A 21331-nucleotide genomic window follows, 5' to 3' on the forward strand; every position below is an offset into this window, starting at 1 on the left:
GAAAGCATTGGCAATGTCCAAGGTCAAGCCGCGACATTATGCTGGCTAGGGTATATCGCAAAACAACAAGGAGATTTTGTAACTGCACTGGACTATTTACAACAGTCTTTAGAGATATTTCAGCGTATTCAATCTCCTGATGCTGAGACAGTGAGGGAAATTATTAATGATGTGCAACAAATGGCAAACGGTTAAGGTAATTTCTTAAACTTCCAAATTTTGAAAATGCTGCAACAAACATCAAAACAAGAAACTGAATGGGAGTTTGCAGAAATCTGGGTAGATACTTTGATATCTCCTCCTTATATTCTGATGTTAGTCAAAGAACAATCAGGAAAATTCTGTATCCATAACCCAGCACAAAACTATAAAATCATCTTTACCAGTGACAATTATGAAGCTGCTAAAATGTGGCTACTAGAAGATGAATATGAGCGATTGAATAGTCGTATTTTACAACAAGATGCTGATGATAAAGATTAAAAGAGACGTTGACTAAAACGCCTCCTTGTTTAGGATATGTCTAATCAACCTTAAACCTAGCTAATAATTCCTCACGGGAAAGATTAAGTAATAACTGAGTTCTTTCTGTGGGAGAAAGTTCCATCAACTGACTGATAATAGCAGATAACTCCTCATCTAAATTACCAAAACGCACCGCTAACAAACTCTCGACCATCAAACGTTGTCCGTCTTTTTGTCCTTCCTGTCTTCCTTCCTGTCTTCCTTCCTGTCTTCCTTCCTGTCTTCCTTCCTGTCTTCCTGCTTCTATTCCCTCTTGTTTCCATTCTTCACACTGTTTAAGATACGCAGGTGATAAACTCATAATTAACTCCCTTACCTCTTCATCATTGACATTACTATTCAATTCTAAATTTTTCCGCCAAGATGCGAAAATTCTTACTAGATACTTCCATTTATCGTTCTCTTTTGATAGTTCAACTACTTCGCTGATAGCTTCATTTTGAGTTCTACCTTTTCCTAATACCCTTAACCATAGTGTATCCTCTGTCATGGGTAACTGGTTAATAGCCACAATAGCCGCTTTCTGGTATTTTGGCAGAAAATAAACTCCTTTTTCCCATCCCTCCTTTGTTTTTGCTCCAAACCCTTCCAAGATTCTTTCAGAACAAGTGGGTGTTAAAATCCATAGAAAAGGTAATTCTTCTTCAGAGATAGAACGTTTTTCTCTTTTTGCTTGTCGTAATAATTCACCCTGAACGCTATACAATTTTACCAAACAACTTCTAATTTCTACCTCGTTAGGTGCATTGCGGTAAGGTTCAAAAAGACAGCTTTTAACTGCCATTTTTCCTAATAATCCTAATTCAGAATTTATCGCTGTTGTCGTCGGAACAAACCAAACATCTATTTCCTGAACTTCGCTTTTGACATCTTTACTGGTTTCTACCTTACCTAAAGGTTTTAATAATTCTTCTAGGTATTCTTTAGCCAGTTGGTCGTGCAGTTGTCGTGTCATCATTCCCCGCTGGGTTGTCAGCTTGACTATTCTCGTATTTATTTTAAGATAGTTCTTCCTTATCAAATTTATCATAGCAAATTTCAAATCAATTGTCAAGCATCTAAATACTGTTTTTGCGCGAAAAATCAAAGGTTAATTAACCACTAAATTCATCAATTCTGCGCTAAGTGCCAAAACAACATACACTTTTTGTGAATTAAGCTAACAAAAGGAGTTGACTGTGACTAAGTTCTTATTCGTAACAGATTTAGATCATACCTTCGTAGGCCATGATCAGGCATTATTGCAGTTGAGCGATCGCTTGCAAAGTCACCGCCAACAATATGGGACAAAGATAGTCTACTCTACAGGGCGATCGCCTGTGCTTTACCGCGAACTCCAACTTGATACTCTCGTCCTACCTGTCAACTATCTCAAGTTTGATTTTTAAGTAATATGATATATTTAGCCAAAATCCTACAAAATTTGGTTATACTGAAATATAGTTATTATTGTGCGTAATTTTACTTATATGTCTAAGTCTGACCCTGCCAAAATCAAAACCGTATCATTCAGCCTTCCTTTTGGTATTGGTTCTGTTGAATGGCAATCTGATCCAACAGAGCGCAAAGCCGCATGGTCAATCTATGTTGAACTTGTTACCCGCATTGCAGTACAGCCTTTAGAAACTGACCAAGGACTTTTACGGGAAGCTTTGACATCTTTATACAACCTGTTTCCTGTAACCAGACAAGTTTTAAAGGAAGCAGGTCCTGATGTGGGAGCATCAATTGATTCAGTGGGAGGAATTGCGATCGCAGTCTTAAATAACGGTTTGCGTCCTTTCCTTGCTAAGTGGCATCCTCTCTTACAAACATGGGAAGCACAGCGTCCTCCTCATCTGAGTGCGAAAGAACATGAGCGCAATTGGTCTGAAGAAACAAAATTGCGGGCTGAGTTAGAATTACTGAGGAAAGACTTGGAAAAATATGCCAACGCATTAGCGGAAATTGCTGGAGTCAAGGAAAAACAAAAGGAAGTGAACAATGGCTGAATTTGATGTTTTTTTAGCTCACAATAGTATAGATAAGCCTGTAGTTAAAGTTATTTATGAAGCACTTGAAGAGCGTGGTATAACCTCGTGGTTAGATGGAGAAGAAATTCGTCCAGGAAGTTTATTTCAAGATGCAATACAAAAAGGAATTCCATTAAGTAAATCAGCCGCTATATTTATTGGAAAAAGTGGATTAGGAATGTGGCAAGGACTGGAATTAAAAGTAATTTTGTCAATGTGTTTAAAACAGAATATACCAGTAATTCCTGTGTTATTGCCAGGAGTGTCCGACTTACCCCCGGATATGCTTTTTTTGAAAGAATTCAATTATATAAATATTTATGACGGTGAGATAGTCAATAAAATTGTCAATAAACGTGTTTTAGATTTATTACAATGGGGCATAAAAGGCCAGAAACCAGAAGATTATTCAGCAGAACAGATAAAGATAAAGCCAGGAAAAATACCGAATAAAGAAAAGTTAGTAGACTTAGTAATTCAAGATATTTATGATAGAAAGGATAATCCCTACGCAGACGCTACAATATGGTTTGATGCTATTGAAAAAATTATTGATGATTTAGTTGATGATTTAGTTGATGCTATTGCAGAAAATAATGATAAAAACAAAAATAAAATATTGCCTCGATTGGGTAAAATTCCTATTTTTACTGCATATAGAAATTCTCAAGAATTACTGATAAATAAATACATTATGAATCAAATTAAAAATAAGCTAGAAAAAAAAGGAAAAAATAAAAACGAAATTGTTAATATAATCCAACAACTATTGTTAAATTAATAAGACACTATGGAAAAACATAAATTTCTGAAAAACAACTATACAGCAGGAAATATTCTCAACTTATTGTTGCAATTATACTCGGAAAAAGATTTTCAATACTGGGATCTATCAGAAATAGATATTTGGGGTGTTGACTTCCGAGACGCTATCTTAACAGGAGTGGATTTTAATGACTCTGACCTGAAGAACTGTATTTTTACTCAACCTTTAGGATGTATTCACTCCATTGCTTTTAATGCTGATGGTAATTATTTTGCTACAGGCGATGCTCATGGATTAATTCGAGTACATAATACAGAAAACTTGGCTCTGTGTTTTTTTGAAAAGGGAGCAGGAAATCAGATTTGGTCAGTGGCTTTTAGTTCAGGGACAAATTCTCAACAATTTGCATTAGCAGCAGAAGATGGTAGCGTTAAGTTGTTCGAGATTGAAAACCTTGCTTCAGGCAAACTCAATTTTAAGGAAACCAACTCATGGCGTGAAACAGGACGTGTATTATCAGTAGCCTTTAGCCTTGATCCTGAAAGCAATATTCTGGCATTTGGAGGAGATGGAAATGCAATAACTTTCTACAAAATTAAAGAGAAAGATACAATACGTTTGCCCATCAGTAATGTGTATTGTATGACTTTTATTGATGACAGAACTCTTTATAGTTGTAGCCAAGAGGGAGATTTTATTGGTTGGGATTTAAGTACACGTAACCCTCAAATATTCTACCAAGAACGTAAGAGGCATGAAAAATTAATACGTTGTATTGCGTTTAATGCAACAAAACAAATTATAGCCACTGGATCTGAAGATGGAAAATTGAGAATTTTCGATACTAACAATAAACAAGACTTACAATTCCAGCTAGTCTATATTGAAAACGGATCTGAAAAAGACTATGAATATACAAAATATATTAGCGAAATACGTACACTAGCATTTAGTTGCGATGGGAGTATTCTTGCAATTGGATGTATTTGTAAGAATCAACCTAATAATAGTGAGCATAAAATTCTACTGTTTGATTTAACTGGAGACAAATGGAAACTGATTAGCACATTGGATAATTCTCTTTCAGAAAACCAAGACCAAAATGGTCATACACATTTGATCAGAAGCATTGCATTTAGTCCTAACACTGCTAAACCTCGATTTTTTATAAGCGGTGGTGATGGACGCATTGTCAAACTCTGGGATTGGGATCAAGACAAAAAAAAATGGAAATGTCAAGATAATTTGAGAGGATACGCTAATCGCCTCTGGTCAGTGGCATTTAGTAACAATGAAAATCAATCAATTTTTGCTTGTGGATGTGAAGATAATAATATTCATATTTGGAATTACAATGATCGCACACATATCCCTAGTTACACCCTTTCCAAACATAAGGATTGGGTTTGGTTAGTAGCTTTCAACCATGATGGAACACTTTTAGCTAGTGCTAGTGAAGATAAGACTATTGGTCTTTGGCAGTTTAAAGATAACAACTGGAATCTTATAAATCCTGAAGCAGAAAATACATCACAAATAAACCACCTACTAAACACAAAACATACTAAACGTGTTAGATCTGTTGCTTTTCATCCTACAGAAAATATTTTAGCTAGTGCAGGGAATGATAATATAGTTATTCTATGGGATCTAGGAAATCTGAATAATATAAAAGTATTATCCGAATTTATGAATCACACCGACCGAGTGTTATCCCTAGCTTTTAGTCCAGATGGTCGTTATTTAGCTAGTAGCAGTCGTGATAAAACTATTCGTATGATAAAAATTGTAGACAATAATCAGCAGTCTTCCGTTTTGGGAGAAAAGGAGAGTTGTCATCAAGATCAAGTTCATAGTATTGCTTTTATTACAAACACTCAAAGTTCATTGTCTTCAGAAAAACAAGAATCACAAAATAGATACCTTTTGGTTAGCGGTGGTTTTGATAGACAACTCATACTATGGGAGGTTAATTCTGATAATGAGAATACCCAGGTGAATAAACTATGCTATGTGAATGAAGGTCAAAGAATACTTTCTGTTGCGTGTAACCCCACAAAACCAATTGTTGCTAGTGCTGGACATAATCGCATTATTACACTATGGGAAATAAAAGGAAGTCAGCAAGAAGATAAGTATGAATTCAAATACATCAAGACCTTCAAAGGACATAAAAGTGCTGTAGAATCTATAGTATTTACTCCTGATGGACAAAGACTTATTAGTTGTGGACAAGATCAGACTATTAAGTTTTGGGATGTAGAGGGCAAAGTTAATACAAGTATTCACACCATAGAACTTGATAAACCGTACCAGGGTATGAATATTTCTGGAGTTAAAAATTTAGATGATGCCCAAATATATGCTTTAAAAGAATTAGGAGCTTCAATGGATGAAGAAATAAGCTGGTTGAATCAAAAAAAACGGAACTATTAAGTTTTATTCTCCCAAAAATCCAAAATGCCTTAAACCTTCTTCAATTCCTGCCGCAAACTCAGCTTTTGCTAAGTAACGATTTTCGTTTGGGTTTTCGTTGTGCCAATCTAGTAATTCTTGTTTAGCATTTGCAACAATAATACCTTTTTCTTTTCTATTGGCAAAGAGGGCAATATCATTACCAGAGTCCCCACACGCAACGGTTTTGGCTGGTTCTATTCCTAAATATTCGCGTACAAAGGTCATGGACATACCTTTGTTTGCTTTACGTGGTAGGATGTCTAGGTCTTTGTTATCACTATAAATAACTTGGATATCTAAACTTTGTTGGAGTAAGGCTTTTTCTAAGTCTGATACTATTTGTAGAGCAGTTTTTTCTTGGAGAAAATAGCTAACTTTAAAAGGTCTTTGCTCACTTTCCGGCTGTGGTTTTAATTGAGTAAAATTGGCAGCTGTTTTTACAACTAATTCTCTATCCCAATCTTCAGATAGATTCTCTGACCACTGATTATTAACAATCAATTTACCTTGATGATTATAAGAGTAAATTTCTGTACCTACGGCGCAAATGAGTATATTTGGCTGTAAAAGTGCTATTTGTTTGTGATTTTGTTGTTGTTCTAGTTGCTGATACAGATATAGCGATCGCCCAGTGGAGTAAACAATTTTTGTATTGTGTTGCTGACGATATAGTTCTAATTTGCGATTCAGTCCTTCCATTGCTTGATCATCACCCACGAGGGTGTGATCAAGATCGGTAATGAGAAGAAATTGAGTCACAGACAGTATGCTCCTTATATATAGTCGTTTTCAAACCAAATACACCTGACTGTACCACAACTTGAGGCCGAGTTGCAAAAAACTCAACTAAATATAAAGTTAATCTATAGTAGTGAAATTGACCTTGACATTTTACCCCATACCAGCGATAAAGGTCAAGCAATGCAGTTTTTACGACAGAAGTGGAAATTTGCAGCCGAGCAGACTGTTGTTTGTGGCGATTCGGGTAATGATATAGCTTTATTCGCTGTCGGTCAGGAACGGGGAATCATTGTCGGGAATGCTCGTCCAGAGTTACTCCAATGGTATCATCAGCATCCTGCGGACTACCGTTACCTCGCCCAAAACCGTTGTGCTGCTGGGATTATGGAAGGTTTAAAATATTTTGGTTTCCTAGAATGATTAGCTATCTTAAAGGTATTGTCGCCGGTGTCCAAGCCATTACTCCTAATCGCGTCATCTTGACCTTAGAAGTCAATGGCACAGGTTACGATTTACAAATTCCCCAACGTCTGGCTAACCAGTTAACCTCAACTGGGGATGTGATCCAAATCTTTACCCATTACCAGATTCGGGAAGAAGTACCCATGCTTTACGGTTTTTCTTCTCCTTCCGAACGGGATTTATTTCGCCATTTGCTCAGTGTTAGCGGTATTGGTGCAGCATTAGCGATCGCTCTCTTGGATACAATGGAATTACCAGAGTTAGTCCAAGCCATTGTCGCTGCTAACATCCAAATGCTAATTCAAGCCCCTGGAGTGGGCAAGAAAACCGCTGAACGCATTTGTTTAGAACTAAAGAGTAAACTCATCGAATGGCGCAAATCAGCGGGCTTCTTTGTGGCTACAGGGGGACCCGCACCAGGAATTTTAGAAGAAGTGCAAATGACTCTTTTCGCTTTGGGATATACTGCCCATGAAGTCAGTCACGCTTTGCACACAGTTAGCGAAAATATTGGTTTACCCAAAAATGCCTATGTGGAAGATTGGATTAGACAAGCGATCGCCTATCTTAGCAGTAGTGAAGTAGAGTGTTCCTAATTCATGATCAATAATAATCCCTATGCTTGGATAAATGAATCTCTCGCCACTATTCATCGGGCTGACTGGTATCGTTCCGTGCAAACTATTCACAGCCGACCCGGTGCAACTGTGGTCTTATCTGGGCAAGAGGTTATTAATTTTGCCAGTAATGATTACTTAGGATTAGCAGGAGATGAACGCTTACAAATAGCCGCCATTACTGCTATTCAACAATTCGGCACTGGTAGTACAGGTTCTAGATTACTCAGTGGGCATCGAGAAATACATAGAGAATTAGAACAGGCAATAGCATCTACTAAACAAACCCAAGACGCATTAGTATTTAGTTCTGGTTATTTAGCAAATTTAGGGACAATTGCGGCCATAGTCGGCAAAAGAGACTTAATTTTATCTGATGAATATAATCATTCCAGCTTAAAAAAGGGAGCAATTCTCAGCGGTGCAACTGTCATGGAATATCCGCACGGTGGTACTGCAGTACTGCAAGAAAAGTTATGGGAACACAGGAAAAATTTTCGCCGCTGTTTGATCATCACTGATAGCGTCTTTAGCATGGATGGTGATTTATGTCCATTACCCCAACTGCTAGATTTAGCTGAAGAATTTAGGAGTATGCTACTACTTGATGAAGCTCATGCTACGGGAGTGATGGGAAAAACTGGCGCTGGTTGTGTAGAACATTTTGGGTGTACAGGTAGGGAATTAATTCAAATTGGCACATTAAGTAAAGCCTTGGGAAGTTTAGGCGGATATGTAGCCGGAAGTAGCTCCCTGATTGACTTTTTACGCAATCGCGCCCCCAGTTGGATTTATACCACTGCCCTTTCTCCCGCAGACACAGCAGCAGCAATAGCCGCTATGAAGATAGTGCGAGAAGAACCGGAAAGGCGATCGCAACTTTGGCAAAATGTCAATTATTTAAAACAATTAATTACAGAGAATTTACCTAATTTAAAGTTATTACCCACAGAATCGCCGATATTATGTTTTCAATTATCTAGTGCAGCAGCCGCATTAACAGCCGGAAAGCATTTGCGAGAATCGGGAATTTTTGCACCAGCTATTCGTCCCCCGACAGTTAGTACCAGTCGCATTAGAATATCTGTAATGGCTACCCATGAGTTAGGACATATTCAGAAATTAGTGGAAGTGATCAAAAGTATGGAAGGGTAAGGCTTTATTGAGTTTAGCAGCGATCGCCTGGAATGTTACGGTAATGCCTGATTCAGACAATTATTTCGCGCAAAGTCGCAAAGGAGCAAAGACGCAAAGAAGAAAAGGAAGATATTTTCTTTTTCAGCCATTATAGGGGTTTAGCAAAAAATCAAATCATGTAAATCCTTAAATCATAAAAATCATAGTTCAGACATTTTCGGTTAAAAATATTTGGAAGGGTAAATAACTAAAGAGTCCCTACACCAGAAACTACCAACCGAAAACCGTAGTCATAACACCTATCGTATGGGTTACTGTAGTGACGATACGCAGAACGGCAAATTTTATCATCACTACACCATGAACCACCGCGCATTACATAGACATCATTGCTACTAATCCAAGGAATGCTGTCATTAGGCCAAATAGGTGCATTTATATAATTTTCATGCCAGCCATCTTCACACCACTCCCATACATTACCGTGCATATCATACAACCCAAAATTATTGGGAGGAAACTTTCCTAAATCTGTCGTTTTTCCGAATAGAAATTTACTATAATTTGCTAAATCGAAGGTAATATTTTCACCAAAGTAGTAAGGAGTTGTGGTTTTAGCACGACAAGCATACTCCCATTCTGCTTCACTGGGTAAGCGATATATTTTACCTGTATGTTTACTTATTCTGGCGCAAAATTCCTGCGCGTCATGCCATGATACTCTTTCAACTGGAAGATTTACACCTTTAGCTTGGAAGTGGGAGGGTTGAGGGTGTAAATCAATGTTCACTTTCGGTAAAGCTGCTATCCTTTCCCATTGTGCTTGAGTAACAGGATATTTCCCCATAAAAAAAGGTGGAACTGTAACTTGATGTTGAGGTTTTTCAGAATCATCTCCTTCTCCATCTGGTGAACCCATGATAAATTTTCCCCCTGATATTTTTAGCATTTCTAAAAATACATAATTACCTAAATTTTCTATAAAGGATGTGGGTATTTTTGGGTAATTAATCTTTGGTAAACCTGTTTGTAAATGGTTATAAGAAACTGGTAATTTTGATGATGTTGAAACTATCTGTTTTTCTAATCCTGATAAAACCTCATTTGCTGACTGAAACCGATTAACTGGAATATCTTGCAACATCTTATCTAAAACTATTTCTAACTCCTGACTCACAGAAACATATTGTTTCCATATCCACTGCATTCTCATAGAATCAAATATTAAATCATCACCATCATCTTTTTGAAAATATCCCGTTAATAAACGAATACAAGTTACAGCTAAACTATAAAGATCACTATTCGGAAAAACCTTCCCGCGCATTTGTTCCGGTGGTGCATATCCCGGCGTTCCTGTAATCGTCCCCACTCTAGTTAGAACACTTCCGCCAACTTCCTTAGAAACTCCAAAATCAATTAGGAATAAAGCACCAGTTTGAGAACTTCTAATAATATTTTCTGGTTTAATATCTCTATGAATGACTTTATTATCATGGACAAATTGTAAAATAGGTAATAATTCAATTAATATCTGTTTAACTTCCGATTCGCTGAATTTTCCTTTTTGTTGTAATTCATCTAAGAGATTTTTACCTTCGATAAATTCCTGAATTAAATATAATCTTCCTTCTTGGGGAAAGAATGCGAGTAAATCTGGAATATGTGAATGTTTCCCTAAATCTCGCAGTCGAAAAGCTTCTTGTTTAAATAACTCCGTCGCTTTTTCCAAAGCCGCACTTCCCGACTGTTGGGGTAAAAATTGCTTAATCACACAGGGAGTATCTAATCTTTGTTCGTCTACTGCTAAAAACGTTCTCCCAAAGCCACCTTCACCAATAACCCGCACACCGCGATACCGTTCTTGCAATACCAGTTTACTCCCACAACGTTGACAGAATATCGTCTTAGGTGGATTTTGCTGTAGACAGTCGGGGTTAAGACACTGACTCATAGATACAGGTGAGTAATTACATTGATAATTATAATCACATTTTGACTATCCTTATCCATCCGATTTTTGATGAGGGATACAAGGTTGGGTTGAGGTAACAAAACCCAACATTACCAATGATTTCGTTGGGTTATGGCTAACGTCTCCCGTCAGGGATACGTTCCATTGCTTTGCGTTCACGCAGTGTCCCCCAGGGATACGTTCACGTGACCCAACCTACCATATAATGACTTTTTGAGGCTTAACCGAGCATTATTGGAATCAGATGGTTGTCACAATTTCTGAAGCTAAAAAAAATCCAGTTGGAGCTTTGCTATCAAATCTAACATGGGAAACTCTAGAAAAATTAGATGCAGATTTGGCAGAAACTGGAGCGCAGTTAACTTATTTAGATGGGTATTTAGAAATTATATCTCCATTATCTGATGCCCATGAAGAACCTAAAAATACTTTAGGTCAGCTTTTAGAGATTTATATGCGGGTGAAAAATATTCGTTTTTATGGACGTGGTAGTACAACAATTGGGACAAAAGAATTAGGCGCACGCAAAGAACCAGATGAGTCTTATTGTCTGAGTAAACGCAAACCAGTTCCAGACTTGGCAATTGAGGTAATAGTCACCAGTGGTGGAATTGACACCCTAGAAATTTATCGTCGAGTCGGAGTATCAGAGGTTTGGTTTTGGCAAGATGGTGTAATTTCGGTTTATTGTTTGCGTTCTACAGGATATGATTTAGTAAGTAAGAGTGAATTATTACCAGAATTGGATTTGCGGTCACTAGAGTTTTATTCTCGAATGGCAGATCAATATGATGCAGTGAATGCTTTTATGCAATCGTTGATGTAGAGAAGCGATGCCTACGGCGAGCGAAGCTATCGCCCTCTACCAGCAGTCTTTACCAATCAGTGAAAGCATTGGCAATATCCAAGGTAAAGCCGCGACTTTGCACTGTTTAGCTAACAAATGGCAAACAGTTAAGGTACTTTCTTAAACTTCCAAATTTTGAAAGTGCTGCAACAAACATCAAAACAAGAAACTGATGGTATAAATATGCTGGTGATCAAGCTATCCTTAACTCCTTATCTTCATCGCTATTATTATTTTCTTCCATTTTTCTTCGATAGATAATTCCATTCAAACTTATAAAAGAGACGTTTCATGAAACGTCTCTACATTGTTTTTCAAAACATCTAATCAACTTTAAACCTAGCTAACAATTCCTCACGGGAAAGATTAGATAAATTAAGTAATAACTGGGTTCTTTCCGTTAAAGAAAGTTCCATCATCGGAATCACAATAGTAGATAACTCCTCATCTAAATTACCAAAACGCACCGCTAACAAACTCTCGACCATCAAACGCTGTCCGTCTTGTTGTCCTTCGTGTCTTCCTTCCTGTCTTCCTTCTTCTATTCCCTCTTGTTTCCATTCTTCACACTGTTTAAGATATGCTGGTGATAAACTCATAATTAACTCCCTTACTTCTTCATCATTGACATCACTATTCAATTCTAAATTTTTCTGCCAAGATGCGAAAACTGCTACCAGTTTGTTCAATTTATCATTCTCTCGTGAAAGTTCAACAACTTTGCTGATAGCTTCAGTTTGAGTTTTGCCTTTTCCCATTGCCCTTAACCATAGTGTATCCTCTATTATGGGTAATTGGTTAATAGCAACAATAGCCGCTTTCTGGTATTTTGGCAGAAAATAAACTCCTTTTTCCCATCCCTCCTTTGTTTTTGCTCCAAACCCTTCCAAGATTCTTTCAGAACAAGTTGGTGTTAAAATCCATAGAAAGGGTAATTCTTCTTCAGAGATAGAACGTTTTTCTCTTTTTGCTTGTCGTAATAATTCACCCCAGGGGAAACGCATCTTATCAATAAGGGCAATTTAATCTCAATAATGACCAAAATATTCGCATTAACGACCATTATTGACAATATTTTATTCCATCACTATGACTCTGAAAAAATCAATCAAACGATAAATGAGGATTTATTGGTTTACGCATTAAATCGGTATTTTGTCAATAAAATTTAGATGCGTTTCCCCTGTAATTCACCCTGAACACTATACAATTTTAACAAACAACTTCTAATTTCTATCTCATTAGGTGCATTACGGTAAGGTTCAAAAAGACAGCTTGTAACTGCCATTTTTCCTAATAATCCTAATTCTGAATTTATAACTGTTGTTGTCGGAACAAACCAAACATCTATTTCCTGAACTTCGCTTTTTACATCTTTACTGGTTTTGACCTCTCCTAAAGGTGCTAATAATTCTTCTAGATATTCTTTAGCAAGTTGGTCGTGCGGTTGTCTTGTCATAAATTAGTATTTTCTTATATCAGTATATAAAGTTTTATTATCCCGATTCTCAAAGCGTGAGGGAAATTATCAATAATCTGCACAAATCAAGGCATTAGACCTTTATGATACAATAATACTAACTCAATTAAGAACTCTCCCCTAATTTTTTTCATTTTCCAATCATCAATCCATGAACAAAAGGTGATCAAAAAGTCGGGGATCTCGGTTATTTGTATCACCTATCACCTACTGCTATGACCTTTGACTTTCCTAATACCGCCCTTTCCGTAGCTGGTTTAACCGACTATCTAAAATTACTCTTAGAACAAGATGAAATTCTCAGACAAGTGTGGGTAACTGGAGAAGTTTCCAGCACCAATCATCACCAGAGTGGGTTATTTTTTACATTAAGAGATACTGATAGTACAGCCGCGATTAAGTGCGTGGCTTGGAAAAGTCAAGTAGCAAAATTAGCACAAATGCCAGTTTCTGGTGAACAGTTAATTATTTTAGGCAGTATTCGTATTTACCCGCAACGGGGAGAGTATCAATTAACAGTGTGGCAAGCCTTACCTGCGGGTGTAGGTTTACAGGCATTACGCTATCAACAACTGAAAAATCGCTTACAGGCTGAGGGACTATTTGATACGGAGAGAAAAAGATACTTTCCCTCACATCCGCAAATTATCGCCGTTATTACGTCCCCAACAGCAGCCGCTTGGGGTGATATTCAAAAAACCCTTAAACATAGATATCCCGGCTTACACATCTTATTTTCTCCCGCAACAGTACAAGGTGAACAAGCACCAGCGTCCATTGTAAAAGCCATTGAACGGGTCAAAAAAGATGGTCGTGCAGAAGTATTAATTTTATCAAGAGGTGGTGGTGCTGTTGAGGAATTAGCTTGTTTTAATGATGAAAGAGTGGTTATGGCTGTTGCTAATTGTCCAATTCCCGTTATTACTGGTATCGGACATGAAAGGGATGAATCCTTAACTGATTTGGTGGCCGATTTATGCGTACATACACCAACAGCCGCAGCGGAAACCGTAGTACCTGCATTGGCTGATTTGCAAATTCAACACCAACAGCGAATTACAGACTTGTGTACAGCCGTAAATTCATCATTAGCAGCTAGGGAAAAGCAACTTCAAGGATTAAAACATCGGTTGCGTCAATTGCGGTTAGATAGACAAGTAGAACAGGAAAGAGACAAGTTATCTTGGAAACATCGGCAATTATTACAGGTAACAACGGGAAAATTACAACAGGCCGATCAACACTTAGAAATGTTACGACAAAAATTGGACAGTATTGACCCCAAGTCCGTTTTACAGCGTGGCTATGCAGTGGTGATAACAGAAAATGGTGTAATTCCTCGTTCTGTATCAGAATTAACTATAGGAGAAAATTTAGTGATTCAGTTGGCACAAGGTAAGGTAACAGTTAAAGTTATAGAAGTTACTGAAGGTTGAGTTCTGGAAAATATATTTTCAGACTTGAGGCTTCATACTCAGGATGCTCTACTGTACGCTGTAAGCTATGTCCTATCATGATTCTGCCTTATTACAAAAAATCTCTGTCGAGATTTGTCAATCAATTATTGCTATTCAAAAACAGCAACCAGAATTCTTGATTGCAAAATATCGAACTATTAACTGGCAAATATCTACAAATAAATCGGCTTTAAGTACAAAATTCACAGCCATACTCAGTCAAACTCAAAGCTGGGATGAATTATTACAAAGACTGCAATCATCACTTAAAGCGGTGCTTGTTCCCGCAGCTTTTGATTCACAAATACTATCAGATTTAATATCTGCTGTTGAGCAGCTAAATCCAGAAAATATTGATGTAAATACTAACCATTTACTCCAACGACAATCTGCTAGTATAACTATTTTGCTTTTAGATGCAGAAAACCTGCAACTAAACACGAATACAGAAAAGTTTTTAACTACAATTTGTCATTGTCCTGTACAAGTTAAAATTGCTTTTGCTAATTGGTCAAATCGCGGAAAGTTGGATGTAGAATTACATGAACGTGGCTATGATTTAATTCATGTTCCTGCTGGTAGAGATAATGCTGATGGTAAAATGATTGCGGTGGGTTCTTCTATTCATGAACGCTATCCTCATGTGAAGGAGGTGTTTGTTTGTTCGTCAGATAAGGTAATGACAAACTTATGTAATACACTACAACAAAATGGGATATTAGTTTATCAAGTTACTCAGCATGGAGAAAATATTAAAGTATTCAATAGTTTAACAAGTGAAACTATTAATTATTCTCTTAAACCTTTGCCAGAGATACCATCTATAGAGCAGTTTCTTTTGCAAATGAAGGGTTTGATTAAATTACAACAAAAACAAACTAAAAGTTATTGGATTAAGCTTTCGATTCTGTCTAAATTATTTAAAAGCAAACATCAATTAACCATTAGCCAAATTATTGCTCATCACTTTCCCGGTAAGCAAGCCAAAGACGTATTTATTCACTATCCATCTGAGATTGTAGTTCATCAAATTGATGAGAAATCTGAATTATATGTCACCCTTTTTGAACATCATCAATCGAAATCAGAAAATACTCAGGATAATTCACAACAGGAAATTCTGACATCAAAAGTATTATATCCTATTAATTCTTCCGCAGATTTAGAGCAAGCAATCAAGAATATTTTGACTAATTTAAGCAAGGTAGATAATCATAAATCTCTTGATATTAGTATTTTGGCAAGTAAATTTTATCAGCAATATGGTAAACCAATAACTGAACAAATCAAACAATTAAAGATTGGGGGTAGTTTTGCTAAATTTCTCCATTCTTGTCATTCTTTGCAAATTCAGCAAGTCGGTAAAAAATGGGAAGTGGGTGTGAAAAAATCTGGACTATGATTTGTTGGATTTGGATAATTAATTTGATTTAGAGGATTAAACCCAGAATACCGAGATAGACTGTACTATAAATATAGTCTGTAAAGAAATGTAAATATTATGATGCTACAAGATAAAGTTATTGTCATTGTCGGTGCTACTGGTGGTATTGGTTCTACCTTAACTCGTCAGTTATCCTCCACTGGTGCGAGGTTGGTACTTGTAGCTAGAGACGGGGAAAGTTTAGCAGCATTAGCTAATGAGTTATCAGGAGAGGTGCTGACAGTTCCTACTGATATTACTCAACCTCAACAGGTAGACGCATTAATTCAAAGGACAATAGCTCAGTTTGGACAAATTGATGTTTTGGTAAATGCAGCCGGAGCGGGTATTCTCAAAGCCTACAACACCATTGAATCGGCAGATTTAGATGCAATGCTGGATTTGAATTTAAAAGGCTGTTTTTACACCACTCAAGCCGCAGCGAAGGAGATGCAAAAACGGAAATCTGGTCATATTTGTAATGTTGTCGGTATTCTTGGTAAACATTCAATGCCTATGGCTGCGGCTTATTCTGCGTCTAAGTTCGGTGTGGTGGGTTTTAGTAAATGTATAGCGGAAGAACTGAAACGCTTTGGGGTGAAAATTACGCTTTTTTACTTTGGGGGGATAGATTCTTCTTTTTGGGATAAGGTAAATTTAAAAGTAGATCGGAGTAAAATGCTGAGTTGTGAAACTGCGGCAAATGCTATTTTTTATGCTTTATCTGCCGAACCCCAGGCTATACCCATGGAAATTAATATTCAACCTGAGAGTCATTTATTTTTTTAGTATGTCATAGATTCAGAGGGAACAGGGAACGGGCAACTTTCTAACAGGAAAAACTCATGTTTGAGTTAAACATGAGATTGAAATAATGACACTGTTTTTTTGGTGCTTACGCATCTTTTAAAAACATCTTTTTTTTGACAGAAGCTCTAAACTGCTGCAAATGAGTGTTTCTTATCTGTTCCCTGTTCCCTGTTCCCTGTTCCCTTTTTTTGTAAATACTGGATTTAAAATAAATTATGCTGCAAATTGATCACGTTCACTTTTATGTCGAAGATGCCCAAAGGTGGCGAGATTGGTTTGTTTATTGTCTTGGTTTTCAAACAGTAAATGATGGCTTTTTTCCAAGTCTTTCTCATCATCAAAAATCGTTACATACTCGGACAGAAGTGGTGAAAAGTGGATCTGTCTACTTTTTACTTTCTTCTGCGATTTTACCGACTAGCCCGGTGGCTGAGTTTTTGCGTCAACATCCTCCTGGTGTGGCTGATATAGCCTTTGTAGTTGATGATGTGGAAGCTTTGACAGCAAGGGCTATAAGTAATGGGGCCAGGATTCTCCAACCTGTTGAAGATGCTGGATTTTGTCAGTATGCCAAAATTGCTGCTTGGGGGAGTTTAAATCATACGTTAATTACTAAAAATACCGCAAGAATAGCAGATAACGAAAATATTTTACATGATTCTATTACGGCGATTGATCATCTAGTTTTGAATGTGGGAGTTGGTGAATTAGAAACTGCTGTTAATTGGTATCAAAAAATATTTGATTTTCAACCTCAACAAACTTTTAATATTAAAACTGATCGTTCTGGTTTGCATAGTCAGGTAATGATTTCACCTCATGGTAATATTCAATTACCAATTAATGAACCGGCTTCGCCTAGTTCGCAAATTCAGGAGTTTTTGGATGTAAATCGAGGGGCAGGTATTCAACATATTGCTTTATTAATACCTGATCTTGTGAATGCAATTTCTCGATTTCGGGCTGCTGGTTTATCTTTTCTTTCTGTTCCCCAAAGTTACTATTCCCAGCTACAACAACGATATAAATTTTCTCTGTCAACTGAAGAATTACAAGCTATATCTCATCAGGAAATTCTGGTAGACTGGCATGAAAATTCTCACCCAGGTCAGTTATTATTGCAAATTTTCAGTCAACCAATTTTTTCAAAACCAACTTTCTTCTTTGAGTTTATTGAACGTCGTTCTTTTGCCCAAGGTTTTGGAGAAGGTAATTTTCTGGCTTTATTTCAAGCTATTGAACGTGAACAAATTAAACGCGGTATTGATTTCCCTTCCAGCCAGGGAATAAATTCCCTGTCTAAAAGCTAAAGTCGGTTAAAACCGACTATTTTATCAGCATAAGTAGGATAATTTTTAATCCTCACCTACTTACTGGGAACGCTGAATATTACCTGCTTTTACCCAACCTTCTTTATCGGTATCAGCAATGCGAATTTTTTGCCATTTTTTATCGGCACTTTCTTCTAAAATAATTACTTTTTTATTACCACCAACTCCACCAGTAGTGGAAGAATTTGCGTCTGGTTCAGACCGCATACTTAGTCCTTGCGCCCAAGTAACTGTTCCTTCGTAAGCATCTGGTGGTAATGGTTTGGGTGATTCTGTGGGTGTGGGTGTGGGAGTAGCTGTAGGGCTAGATGTGGGGTTGGGAATAGCTGGTTTTTGCGATTGAGATTTGGGAGTGGCTTTGGGCTTTTTAATTTGTTTAGAAGGATTATCGTTAGCATACAGTGGCTTGGGAGGAGTTACTGCGGTACGGTTAACAAAATATAGGGCAACTGTTAAGCCAGTACCTAATAAAACTGCGATCGCTAAAATAAAACCGAGTATAACTTTAAGTAAGTTTGTAAGCATATAGTAGGGAATTGGTAATTGGTAATTGGTAATTGGTAATTGGTAATTGGTAATTGGGAATTGGGAATTGGGAATTGGGAATTGGTTAGTTTTTTTCTTCTTCCTTCTTTCTTCTTTCTTCTTTCTTCTTTCTTTTCTTCCTCCTGACTCCTGACTCCTGACTCCTGACTCCTGACTCCTGACTCCTGACTCCTGACTCCTGACTCCTATAATTGACGTTGAATGCGATCGCTTAAAGGACTGTATTTTGAGGCTAGACGCGCCCTACCGGATGCTGCCCATTCTTGGAGTTTTTGAATCTGTTCGAGGGCAGTTCGTGCCAAGGGGATAATTTGACTAGCAGCCTCTAAAATATCATCAGTGGTGAAATCACGGTTTTGACTAAAGCCAATGTGCATGGCTTCAATTAAAGTTTGTTCAATTTCTGCACCGGAAAAATCGGGAGTTTCGTAGGCTAATCTTTCGATTTCATAGCTGTTCAAATTATGGGGACGCAATCGGGATAAATGCACATTGAAAATGGCTTTTCTTTCTTCTTGGCTGGGTAAACCGACAAAGAAAATTTCATCAAATCGCCCTTTTCTTAACATTTCTGGTGGTAACGCCTGAATATCATTAGCAGTAGCCACAACAAATACAGGAGAAGTTTTTTCCGCTAACCAATTGATAAAAGTCCCAAATACCCGGCTGGTAGTTCCTGCATCACCTTTGCTACCCAAACCCGAAAAAGCTTTGTCAATTTCATCAATCCAAAGTATACAGGGAGCGAGCGCTTCTGCGACTTGAATCATTTGCCGGGTGCGGGATTCTGACTCACCCACCAAACCACCAAATAACCGCCCTACGTCTAATCGTAACAGAGGTAAATGCCAATGGTGAGCGATCGCTTTGGCTGTTAAAGATTTGCCAGTTCCTTGAATTCCCACCAACATTAACCCACGGGGATAAGGTAAACCATATTGTCGGGCTTTTTCGCTAAAGGAACCCCCACGCCGAATTAACCAATCTTTCAAATTATCCAAACCACCAATATCAGTAATTTCCTCAGTGGCGGGGTAAAAATCAAGAATTTGGGTTTGGCGAATAGTTTGCCGCTTTTCTGCCAAAACTAAATCTACATCTTCCGGTTCTAATTGTCCATGAGTGGCGATTCCTCGCGCCAATACCCGGCGGATTCTTTCCATAGACAACCCTTGACAAGAACGCACCAAATCATCCAAAAACTTACCAACAGGGGGATTCCCGGTGGCTTGTAACAACCGTTCCACCTCCATTTTGATTTCCGAGGCGTTAGGTAGGGGAAACTCAACCACCGTCAGCACTTCCGTCAAATCGTCAGGAATAGCGACGCGAGGGGATAATAGGACAATATTTTTCGGTTGTGATTTCAGCAGTTTGGCTAAATTACGAAGTTTACGAGCGATCGCCACATCATCCAAAAATCTATGATAATCTCGTAAAATCAACACCGCAGGTGCAGCAGCAGTCAACTTTTCCACAAACTCCAGAGCCTGTAACGGGTTACGTTTACCAAACCCCACATCATTAGGACTTCCTTGATAACCGTCCACAAAATCCCAAGTATACACCGGACGATTACCTTGATTTGTCGCCTCTTCCCGAATCGCCGCTTCTACCCGTTCTTCCTCATAAGTGGGAATATAAATCAACGGATAACGAGCGCGAAGTAACAATTTAAACTCATCACGAAAATTCATAAAAGTAATTATGCTTAAATTTTTAAATTTAGAAATTCAGGATCTTCAAAAAATCTCTAACTTATAATACATGAAGTAGGTTGACGTTGAAAATTGTCTTGATAGCCAGGCAATAGGCAAGAGGCAAGATAGGTCAGGTATTGTCAATAAGACCAATAAGAATAAAAATGATCCCAACATTCTAGGACTAACCCTTTCAAAGTGACTAACGGAAATATGCCTTTGCAGTGCTATCCTTGTGAATATTTCGCTCATATTTTGTTTTTTTGGAAGGTTGAAACAACCAATCTTCGTTACAAATTTCACCACCTTGAAAGGGCTAGTCCTAAAATATTAATTTTCAGTGAAAAGACTTGACAAAGAAGCGAAAAAAGCAACTAGATGTTGTATGGTAGTTTTTTACGTAGATTTCAATGACTAATATTTGAATTTATGCAGCAAAGGTTCTTGACTCAAGTTTTACCAAGACTAGCAGCCGTCACCGTATCTTCCCTTTTGACTTTAGGAATTTCTTTAAATGAACCAAGTTATGCCAGAGGTAACAAATTTTTCTGTACCCAAGAGGAAAATGTACCAGTTACCAAGGTTCGCGGTTCACGGGGTGCTGAGACTTTTCTGCGTTGGGTTGTCAAAGATTTTAAGAACTTCCCACCCCAGAAACGCTGTCAAATTGTTACCGCTAAATTACAACGTTATTATGATCAAGGTAAGTTGTTTTTTACTGGCAGAAAGAAGTTTAACGGCTATCCAGTTGTATGTATTGCCAATAAAGAAGGCGCACCTTGTACAGTCGATAATTTATTAGTCACCCTTAAACCGGGAACTGATTTTGAAGAAGTGCTGGTAAGAATGACCGATTTCCGTCGAGGTGCAGGTGATTCTCCAATTAATTTAAGTGGATGTAATCTGATCTCCTACAACGATGAAGGTAATATTTACATAGATGTGAAGAAATTGCTAGATAATGAAACCTGTACTGATAATTAGGTACTGACAATCATTAAATTCCTTGATATTCACGATTTATTTTCTACTTGGGAAATTGGAT

General features: G+C 37.6%; 20 protein-coding genes and 3 pseudogenes. 16 read left to right on the forward strand and 7 right to left on the reverse strand.

Annotation, left to right across the window (positions count from 1 at the left end; all coding sequences use genetic code 11):
• Together FJR08_RS03660 and FJR08_RS03665 are read left to right on the forward strand one after the other, a co-directional pair.
• The coding region (locus FJR08_RS03660; RefSeq protein ID WP_168632191.1) for a tetratricopeptide repeat protein at window positions 1-195 on the forward strand (195 nt) is incomplete at its 5' end.
• Window positions 196-225: 30 nt separating this feature from the next.
• Complete coding sequence (locus FJR08_RS03665) at window positions 226-483, forward strand: hypothetical protein (protein WP_168632192.1); 258 nt, start codon at window positions 226-228, stop codon at window positions 481-483.
• Window positions 484-523: 40 nt separating this feature from the next.
• Here FJR08_RS03665 and FJR08_RS03670 read toward each other — a convergent pair whose 3' ends face one another.
• The gene (locus FJR08_RS03670; protein WP_168632220.1) at window positions 524-1480 is read right to left on the reverse strand and encodes a hypothetical protein; all 957 of its coding nucleotides are present in this window, start codon (window positions 1478-1480) and stop codon (window positions 524-526) included.
• A gap of 223 nt (window positions 1481-1703) precedes the next feature.
• On the opposite strand from FJR08_RS03670, the pseudogene FJR08_RS03675 reads away from it, so the two are divergent.
• The 4 genes and pseudogenes from FJR08_RS03675 to FJR08_RS03690 all read left to right on the forward strand — a co-directional run.
• Window positions 1704-1871: pseudogene (locus FJR08_RS03675) on the forward strand (HAD family hydrolase); the annotation flags it as partial.
• Between the two features lie 123 nt (window positions 1872-1994).
• Window positions 1995-2516, forward strand: coding sequence for a hypothetical protein (locus tag FJR08_RS03680; protein ID WP_168632193.1), 522 nt, complete (start codon window positions 1995-1997; stop codon window positions 2514-2516).
• Window positions 2509-3318: a toll/interleukin-1 receptor domain-containing protein gene (locus tag FJR08_RS03685; protein ID WP_015080795.1), complete on the forward strand. Its 810-nt coding sequence runs from the start codon at window positions 2509-2511 to the stop codon at window positions 3316-3318. The genes FJR08_RS03680 and FJR08_RS03685 overlap by 8 nt, the downstream gene beginning before the upstream one ends.
• Window positions 3319-3327: 9 nt before the next feature.
• Window positions 3328-5739 (forward strand): pentapeptide repeat-containing protein, encoded by a 2412-nt coding sequence (locus FJR08_RS03690; RefSeq protein WP_168632194.1) that lies wholly within the window; start codon window positions 3328-3330, stop codon window positions 5737-5739.
• Window positions 5740-5742: 3 nt separating this feature from the next.
• Here the strand turns inward: FJR08_RS03690 and FJR08_RS03695 are convergent, their stop codons facing one another.
• On the reverse strand, window positions 5743-6519 hold the full coding sequence (locus FJR08_RS03695; protein ID WP_148766034.1) for a sucrose-phosphate phosphatase: 777 nt from the start codon (window positions 6517-6519) through the stop codon (window positions 5743-5745).
• A gap of 51 nt (window positions 6520-6570) precedes the next feature.
• Between FJR08_RS03695 and FJR08_RS03700 the strand changes: the two are divergent.
• The 3 genes and pseudogenes from FJR08_RS03700 to bioF form a co-directional block, all read left to right on the forward strand.
• Window positions 6571-6921, forward strand: a pseudogene (locus FJR08_RS03700) (HAD-IIB family hydrolase); the annotation flags it as partial.
• Window positions 6918-7559, forward strand: coding sequence for a Holliday junction branch migration protein RuvA (ruvA, locus tag FJR08_RS03705; RefSeq protein ID WP_168632195.1), 642 nt, complete (start codon window positions 6918-6920; stop codon window positions 7557-7559). The pseudogene FJR08_RS03700 and the gene ruvA, both read left to right, overlap by 4 nt.
• Window positions 7560-7562: 3 nt before the next feature.
• Window positions 7563-8735 (forward strand): 8-amino-7-oxononanoate synthase, encoded by a 1173-nt coding sequence (gene bioF, locus FJR08_RS03710; RefSeq protein ID WP_174782970.1) that lies wholly within the window; start codon window positions 7563-7565, stop codon window positions 8733-8735.
• 229 nt (window positions 8736-8964) lie between these two features.
• On the opposite strand, the gene FJR08_RS03715 is transcribed toward bioF, so the two are convergent.
• Window positions 8965-10671 carry a bifunctional serine/threonine-protein kinase/formylglycine-generating enzyme family protein gene (locus FJR08_RS03715; RefSeq protein WP_168632196.1) on the reverse strand — a complete coding sequence of 569 codons (1707 nt, stop codon included), beginning with the start codon at window positions 10669-10671 and terminating at the stop codon, window positions 8965-8967.
• A gap of 265 nt (window positions 10672-10936) precedes the next feature.
• Here FJR08_RS03715 and FJR08_RS03720 point away from each other — a divergent pair, with 265 nt between their 5' ends.
• Window positions 10937-11518 (forward strand): Uma2 family endonuclease, encoded by a 582-nt coding sequence (locus tag FJR08_RS03720; protein ID WP_168632197.1) that lies wholly within the window; start codon window positions 10937-10939, stop codon window positions 11516-11518.
• 22 nt (window positions 11519-11540) lie between these two features.
• Window positions 11541-11627 (forward strand): annotated as a pseudogene (locus FJR08_RS24165) (tetratricopeptide repeat protein); the annotation flags it as partial.
• Between the two features lie 235 nt (window positions 11628-11862).
• Here the strand turns inward: FJR08_RS24165 and FJR08_RS03730 are convergent.
• Both FJR08_RS03730 and FJR08_RS03735 read right to left on the reverse strand, forming a co-directional pair.
• Window positions 11863-12543: a hypothetical protein gene (locus FJR08_RS03730; RefSeq protein ID WP_254435677.1), complete on the reverse strand. Its 681-nt coding sequence runs from the start codon at window positions 12541-12543 to the stop codon at window positions 11863-11865.
• 164 nt (window positions 12544-12707) lie between these two features.
• Complete coding sequence (locus tag FJR08_RS03735) at window positions 12708-12998, reverse strand: hypothetical protein (protein WP_371415537.1); 291 nt, start codon at window positions 12996-12998, stop codon at window positions 12708-12710.
• Window positions 12999-13234: 236 nt separating this feature from the next.
• On the opposite strand from FJR08_RS03735, the gene xseA reads away from it, so the two are divergent.
• From xseA to hppD, 4 genes are all read left to right on the forward strand, one after another.
• On the forward strand, window positions 13235-14455 hold the full coding sequence (gene xseA, locus FJR08_RS03740) for an exodeoxyribonuclease VII large subunit (protein WP_168632222.1): 1221 nt from the start codon (window positions 13235-13237) through the stop codon (window positions 14453-14455).
• A 67-nt stretch (window positions 14456-14522) separates the two neighbouring features.
• Window positions 14523-15878, forward strand: a complete 1356-nt coding sequence (locus FJR08_RS03745; protein ID WP_168632198.1) for an NYN domain-containing protein — start codon at window positions 14523-14525, stop codon at window positions 15876-15878.
• Between the two features lie 99 nt (window positions 15879-15977).
• Window positions 15978-16688, forward strand: coding sequence for an SDR family oxidoreductase (locus tag FJR08_RS03750; RefSeq protein WP_015080782.1), 711 nt, complete (start codon window positions 15978-15980; stop codon window positions 16686-16688).
• Window positions 16689-16924: 236 nt separating this feature from the next.
• The gene (gene hppD / locus FJR08_RS03755; protein WP_174782971.1) at window positions 16925-18019 is read left to right on the forward strand and encodes a 4-hydroxyphenylpyruvate dioxygenase; all 1095 of its coding nucleotides are present in this window, start codon (window positions 16925-16927) and stop codon (window positions 18017-18019) included.
• 60 nt (window positions 18020-18079) lie between these two features.
• On the opposite strand, the gene FJR08_RS03760 is transcribed toward hppD, so the two are convergent.
• Window positions 18080-18565 carry an SH3 domain-containing protein gene (locus FJR08_RS03760; protein WP_168632199.1) on the reverse strand — a complete coding sequence of 162 codons (486 nt, stop codon included), beginning with the start codon at window positions 18563-18565 and terminating at the stop codon, window positions 18080-18082.
• Window positions 18566-18771: 206 nt separating this feature from the next.
• Complete coding sequence (locus FJR08_RS03765) at window positions 18772-20283, reverse strand: AAA family ATPase (RefSeq protein WP_168632200.1); 1512 nt, start codon at window positions 20281-20283, stop codon at window positions 18772-18774.
• 432 nt (window positions 20284-20715) lie between these two features.
• On the opposite strand from FJR08_RS03765, the gene FJR08_RS03770 reads away from it, so the two are divergent.
• Window positions 20716-21270, forward strand: coding sequence for a COP23 domain-containing protein (locus FJR08_RS03770; protein ID WP_168632201.1), 555 nt, complete (start codon window positions 20716-20718; stop codon window positions 21268-21270).
• Window positions 21271-21331 lie beyond the last annotated feature (61 nt).

Origin of the sequence: Dolichospermum sp. UHCC 0260 (assembly GCF_009711985.1) — a bacterium.
Classification (GTDB): Bacteria; Cyanobacteriota; Cyanobacteriia; order Cyanobacteriales; family Nostocaceae; genus Dolichospermum; species Dolichospermum lemmermannii.

What these genes read in the sequence shown, in the direction of transcription:
- hppD (WP_174782971.1), top strand. Translation starts at nt 16,925, where the DNA reads ATGCTGCAAATTGATCACGTTCACTTTTATGTCGAAGATGCCCAAAGG.
- FJR08_RS03685 (WP_015080795.1), top strand. Translation starts at nt 2,509, where the DNA reads ATGGCTGAATTTGATGTTTTTTTAGCTCACAATAGTATAGATAAGCCT.
- FJR08_RS03670 (WP_168632220.1), bottom strand. Translation starts at nt 1,480, where the DNA reads ATGACACGACAACTGCACGACCAACTGGCTAAAGAATACCTAGAAGAA.
- FJR08_RS03665 (WP_168632192.1), top strand. Translation starts at nt 226, where the DNA reads ATGCTGCAACAAACATCAAAACAAGAAACTGAATGGGAGTTTGCAGAA.
- FJR08_RS03770 (WP_168632201.1), top strand. Translation starts at nt 20,716, where the DNA reads ATGCAGCAAAGGTTCTTGACTCAAGTTTTACCAAGACTAGCAGCCGTC.
- FJR08_RS03735 (WP_371415537.1), bottom strand. Translation starts at nt 12,998, where the DNA reads ATGACAAGACAACCGCACGACCAACTTGCTAAAGAATATCTAGAAGAA.
- FJR08_RS03730 (WP_254435677.1), bottom strand. Translation starts at nt 12,543, where the DNA reads ATGCGTTTCCCCTGGGGTGAATTATTACGACAAGCAAAAAGAGAAAAA.
- bioF (WP_174782970.1), top strand. Translation starts at nt 7,563, where the DNA reads ATGATCAATAATAATCCCTATGCTTGGATAAATGAATCTCTCGCCACT.
- FJR08_RS03690 (WP_168632194.1), top strand. Translation starts at nt 3,328, where the DNA reads ATGGAAAAACATAAATTTCTGAAAAACAACTATACAGCAGGAAATATT.
- FJR08_RS03745 (WP_168632198.1), top strand. Translation starts at nt 14,523, where the DNA reads ATGTCCTATCATGATTCTGCCTTATTACAAAAAATCTCTGTCGAGATT.
- FJR08_RS03715 (WP_168632196.1), bottom strand. Translation starts at nt 10,671, where the DNA reads ATGAGTCAGTGTCTTAACCCCGACTGTCTACAGCAAAATCCACCTAAG.
- FJR08_RS03760 (WP_168632199.1), bottom strand. Translation starts at nt 18,565, where the DNA reads ATGCTTACAAACTTACTTAAAGTTATACTCGGTTTTATTTTAGCGATC.
- ruvA (WP_168632195.1), top strand. Translation starts at nt 6,918, where the DNA reads ATGATTAGCTATCTTAAAGGTATTGTCGCCGGTGTCCAAGCCATTACT.
- xseA (WP_168632222.1), top strand. Translation starts at nt 13,235, where the DNA reads ATGACCTTTGACTTTCCTAATACCGCCCTTTCCGTAGCTGGTTTAACC.
- FJR08_RS03680 (WP_168632193.1), top strand. Translation starts at nt 1,995, where the DNA reads ATGTCTAAGTCTGACCCTGCCAAAATCAAAACCGTATCATTCAGCCTT.
- FJR08_RS03765 (WP_168632200.1), bottom strand. Translation starts at nt 20,283, where the DNA reads ATGAATTTTCGTGATGAGTTTAAATTGTTACTTCGCGCTCGTTATCCG.
- FJR08_RS03720 (WP_168632197.1), top strand. Translation starts at nt 10,937, where the DNA reads ATGGTTGTCACAATTTCTGAAGCTAAAAAAAATCCAGTTGGAGCTTTG.
- FJR08_RS03750 (WP_015080782.1), top strand. Translation starts at nt 15,978, where the DNA reads ATGATGCTACAAGATAAAGTTATTGTCATTGTCGGTGCTACTGGTGGT.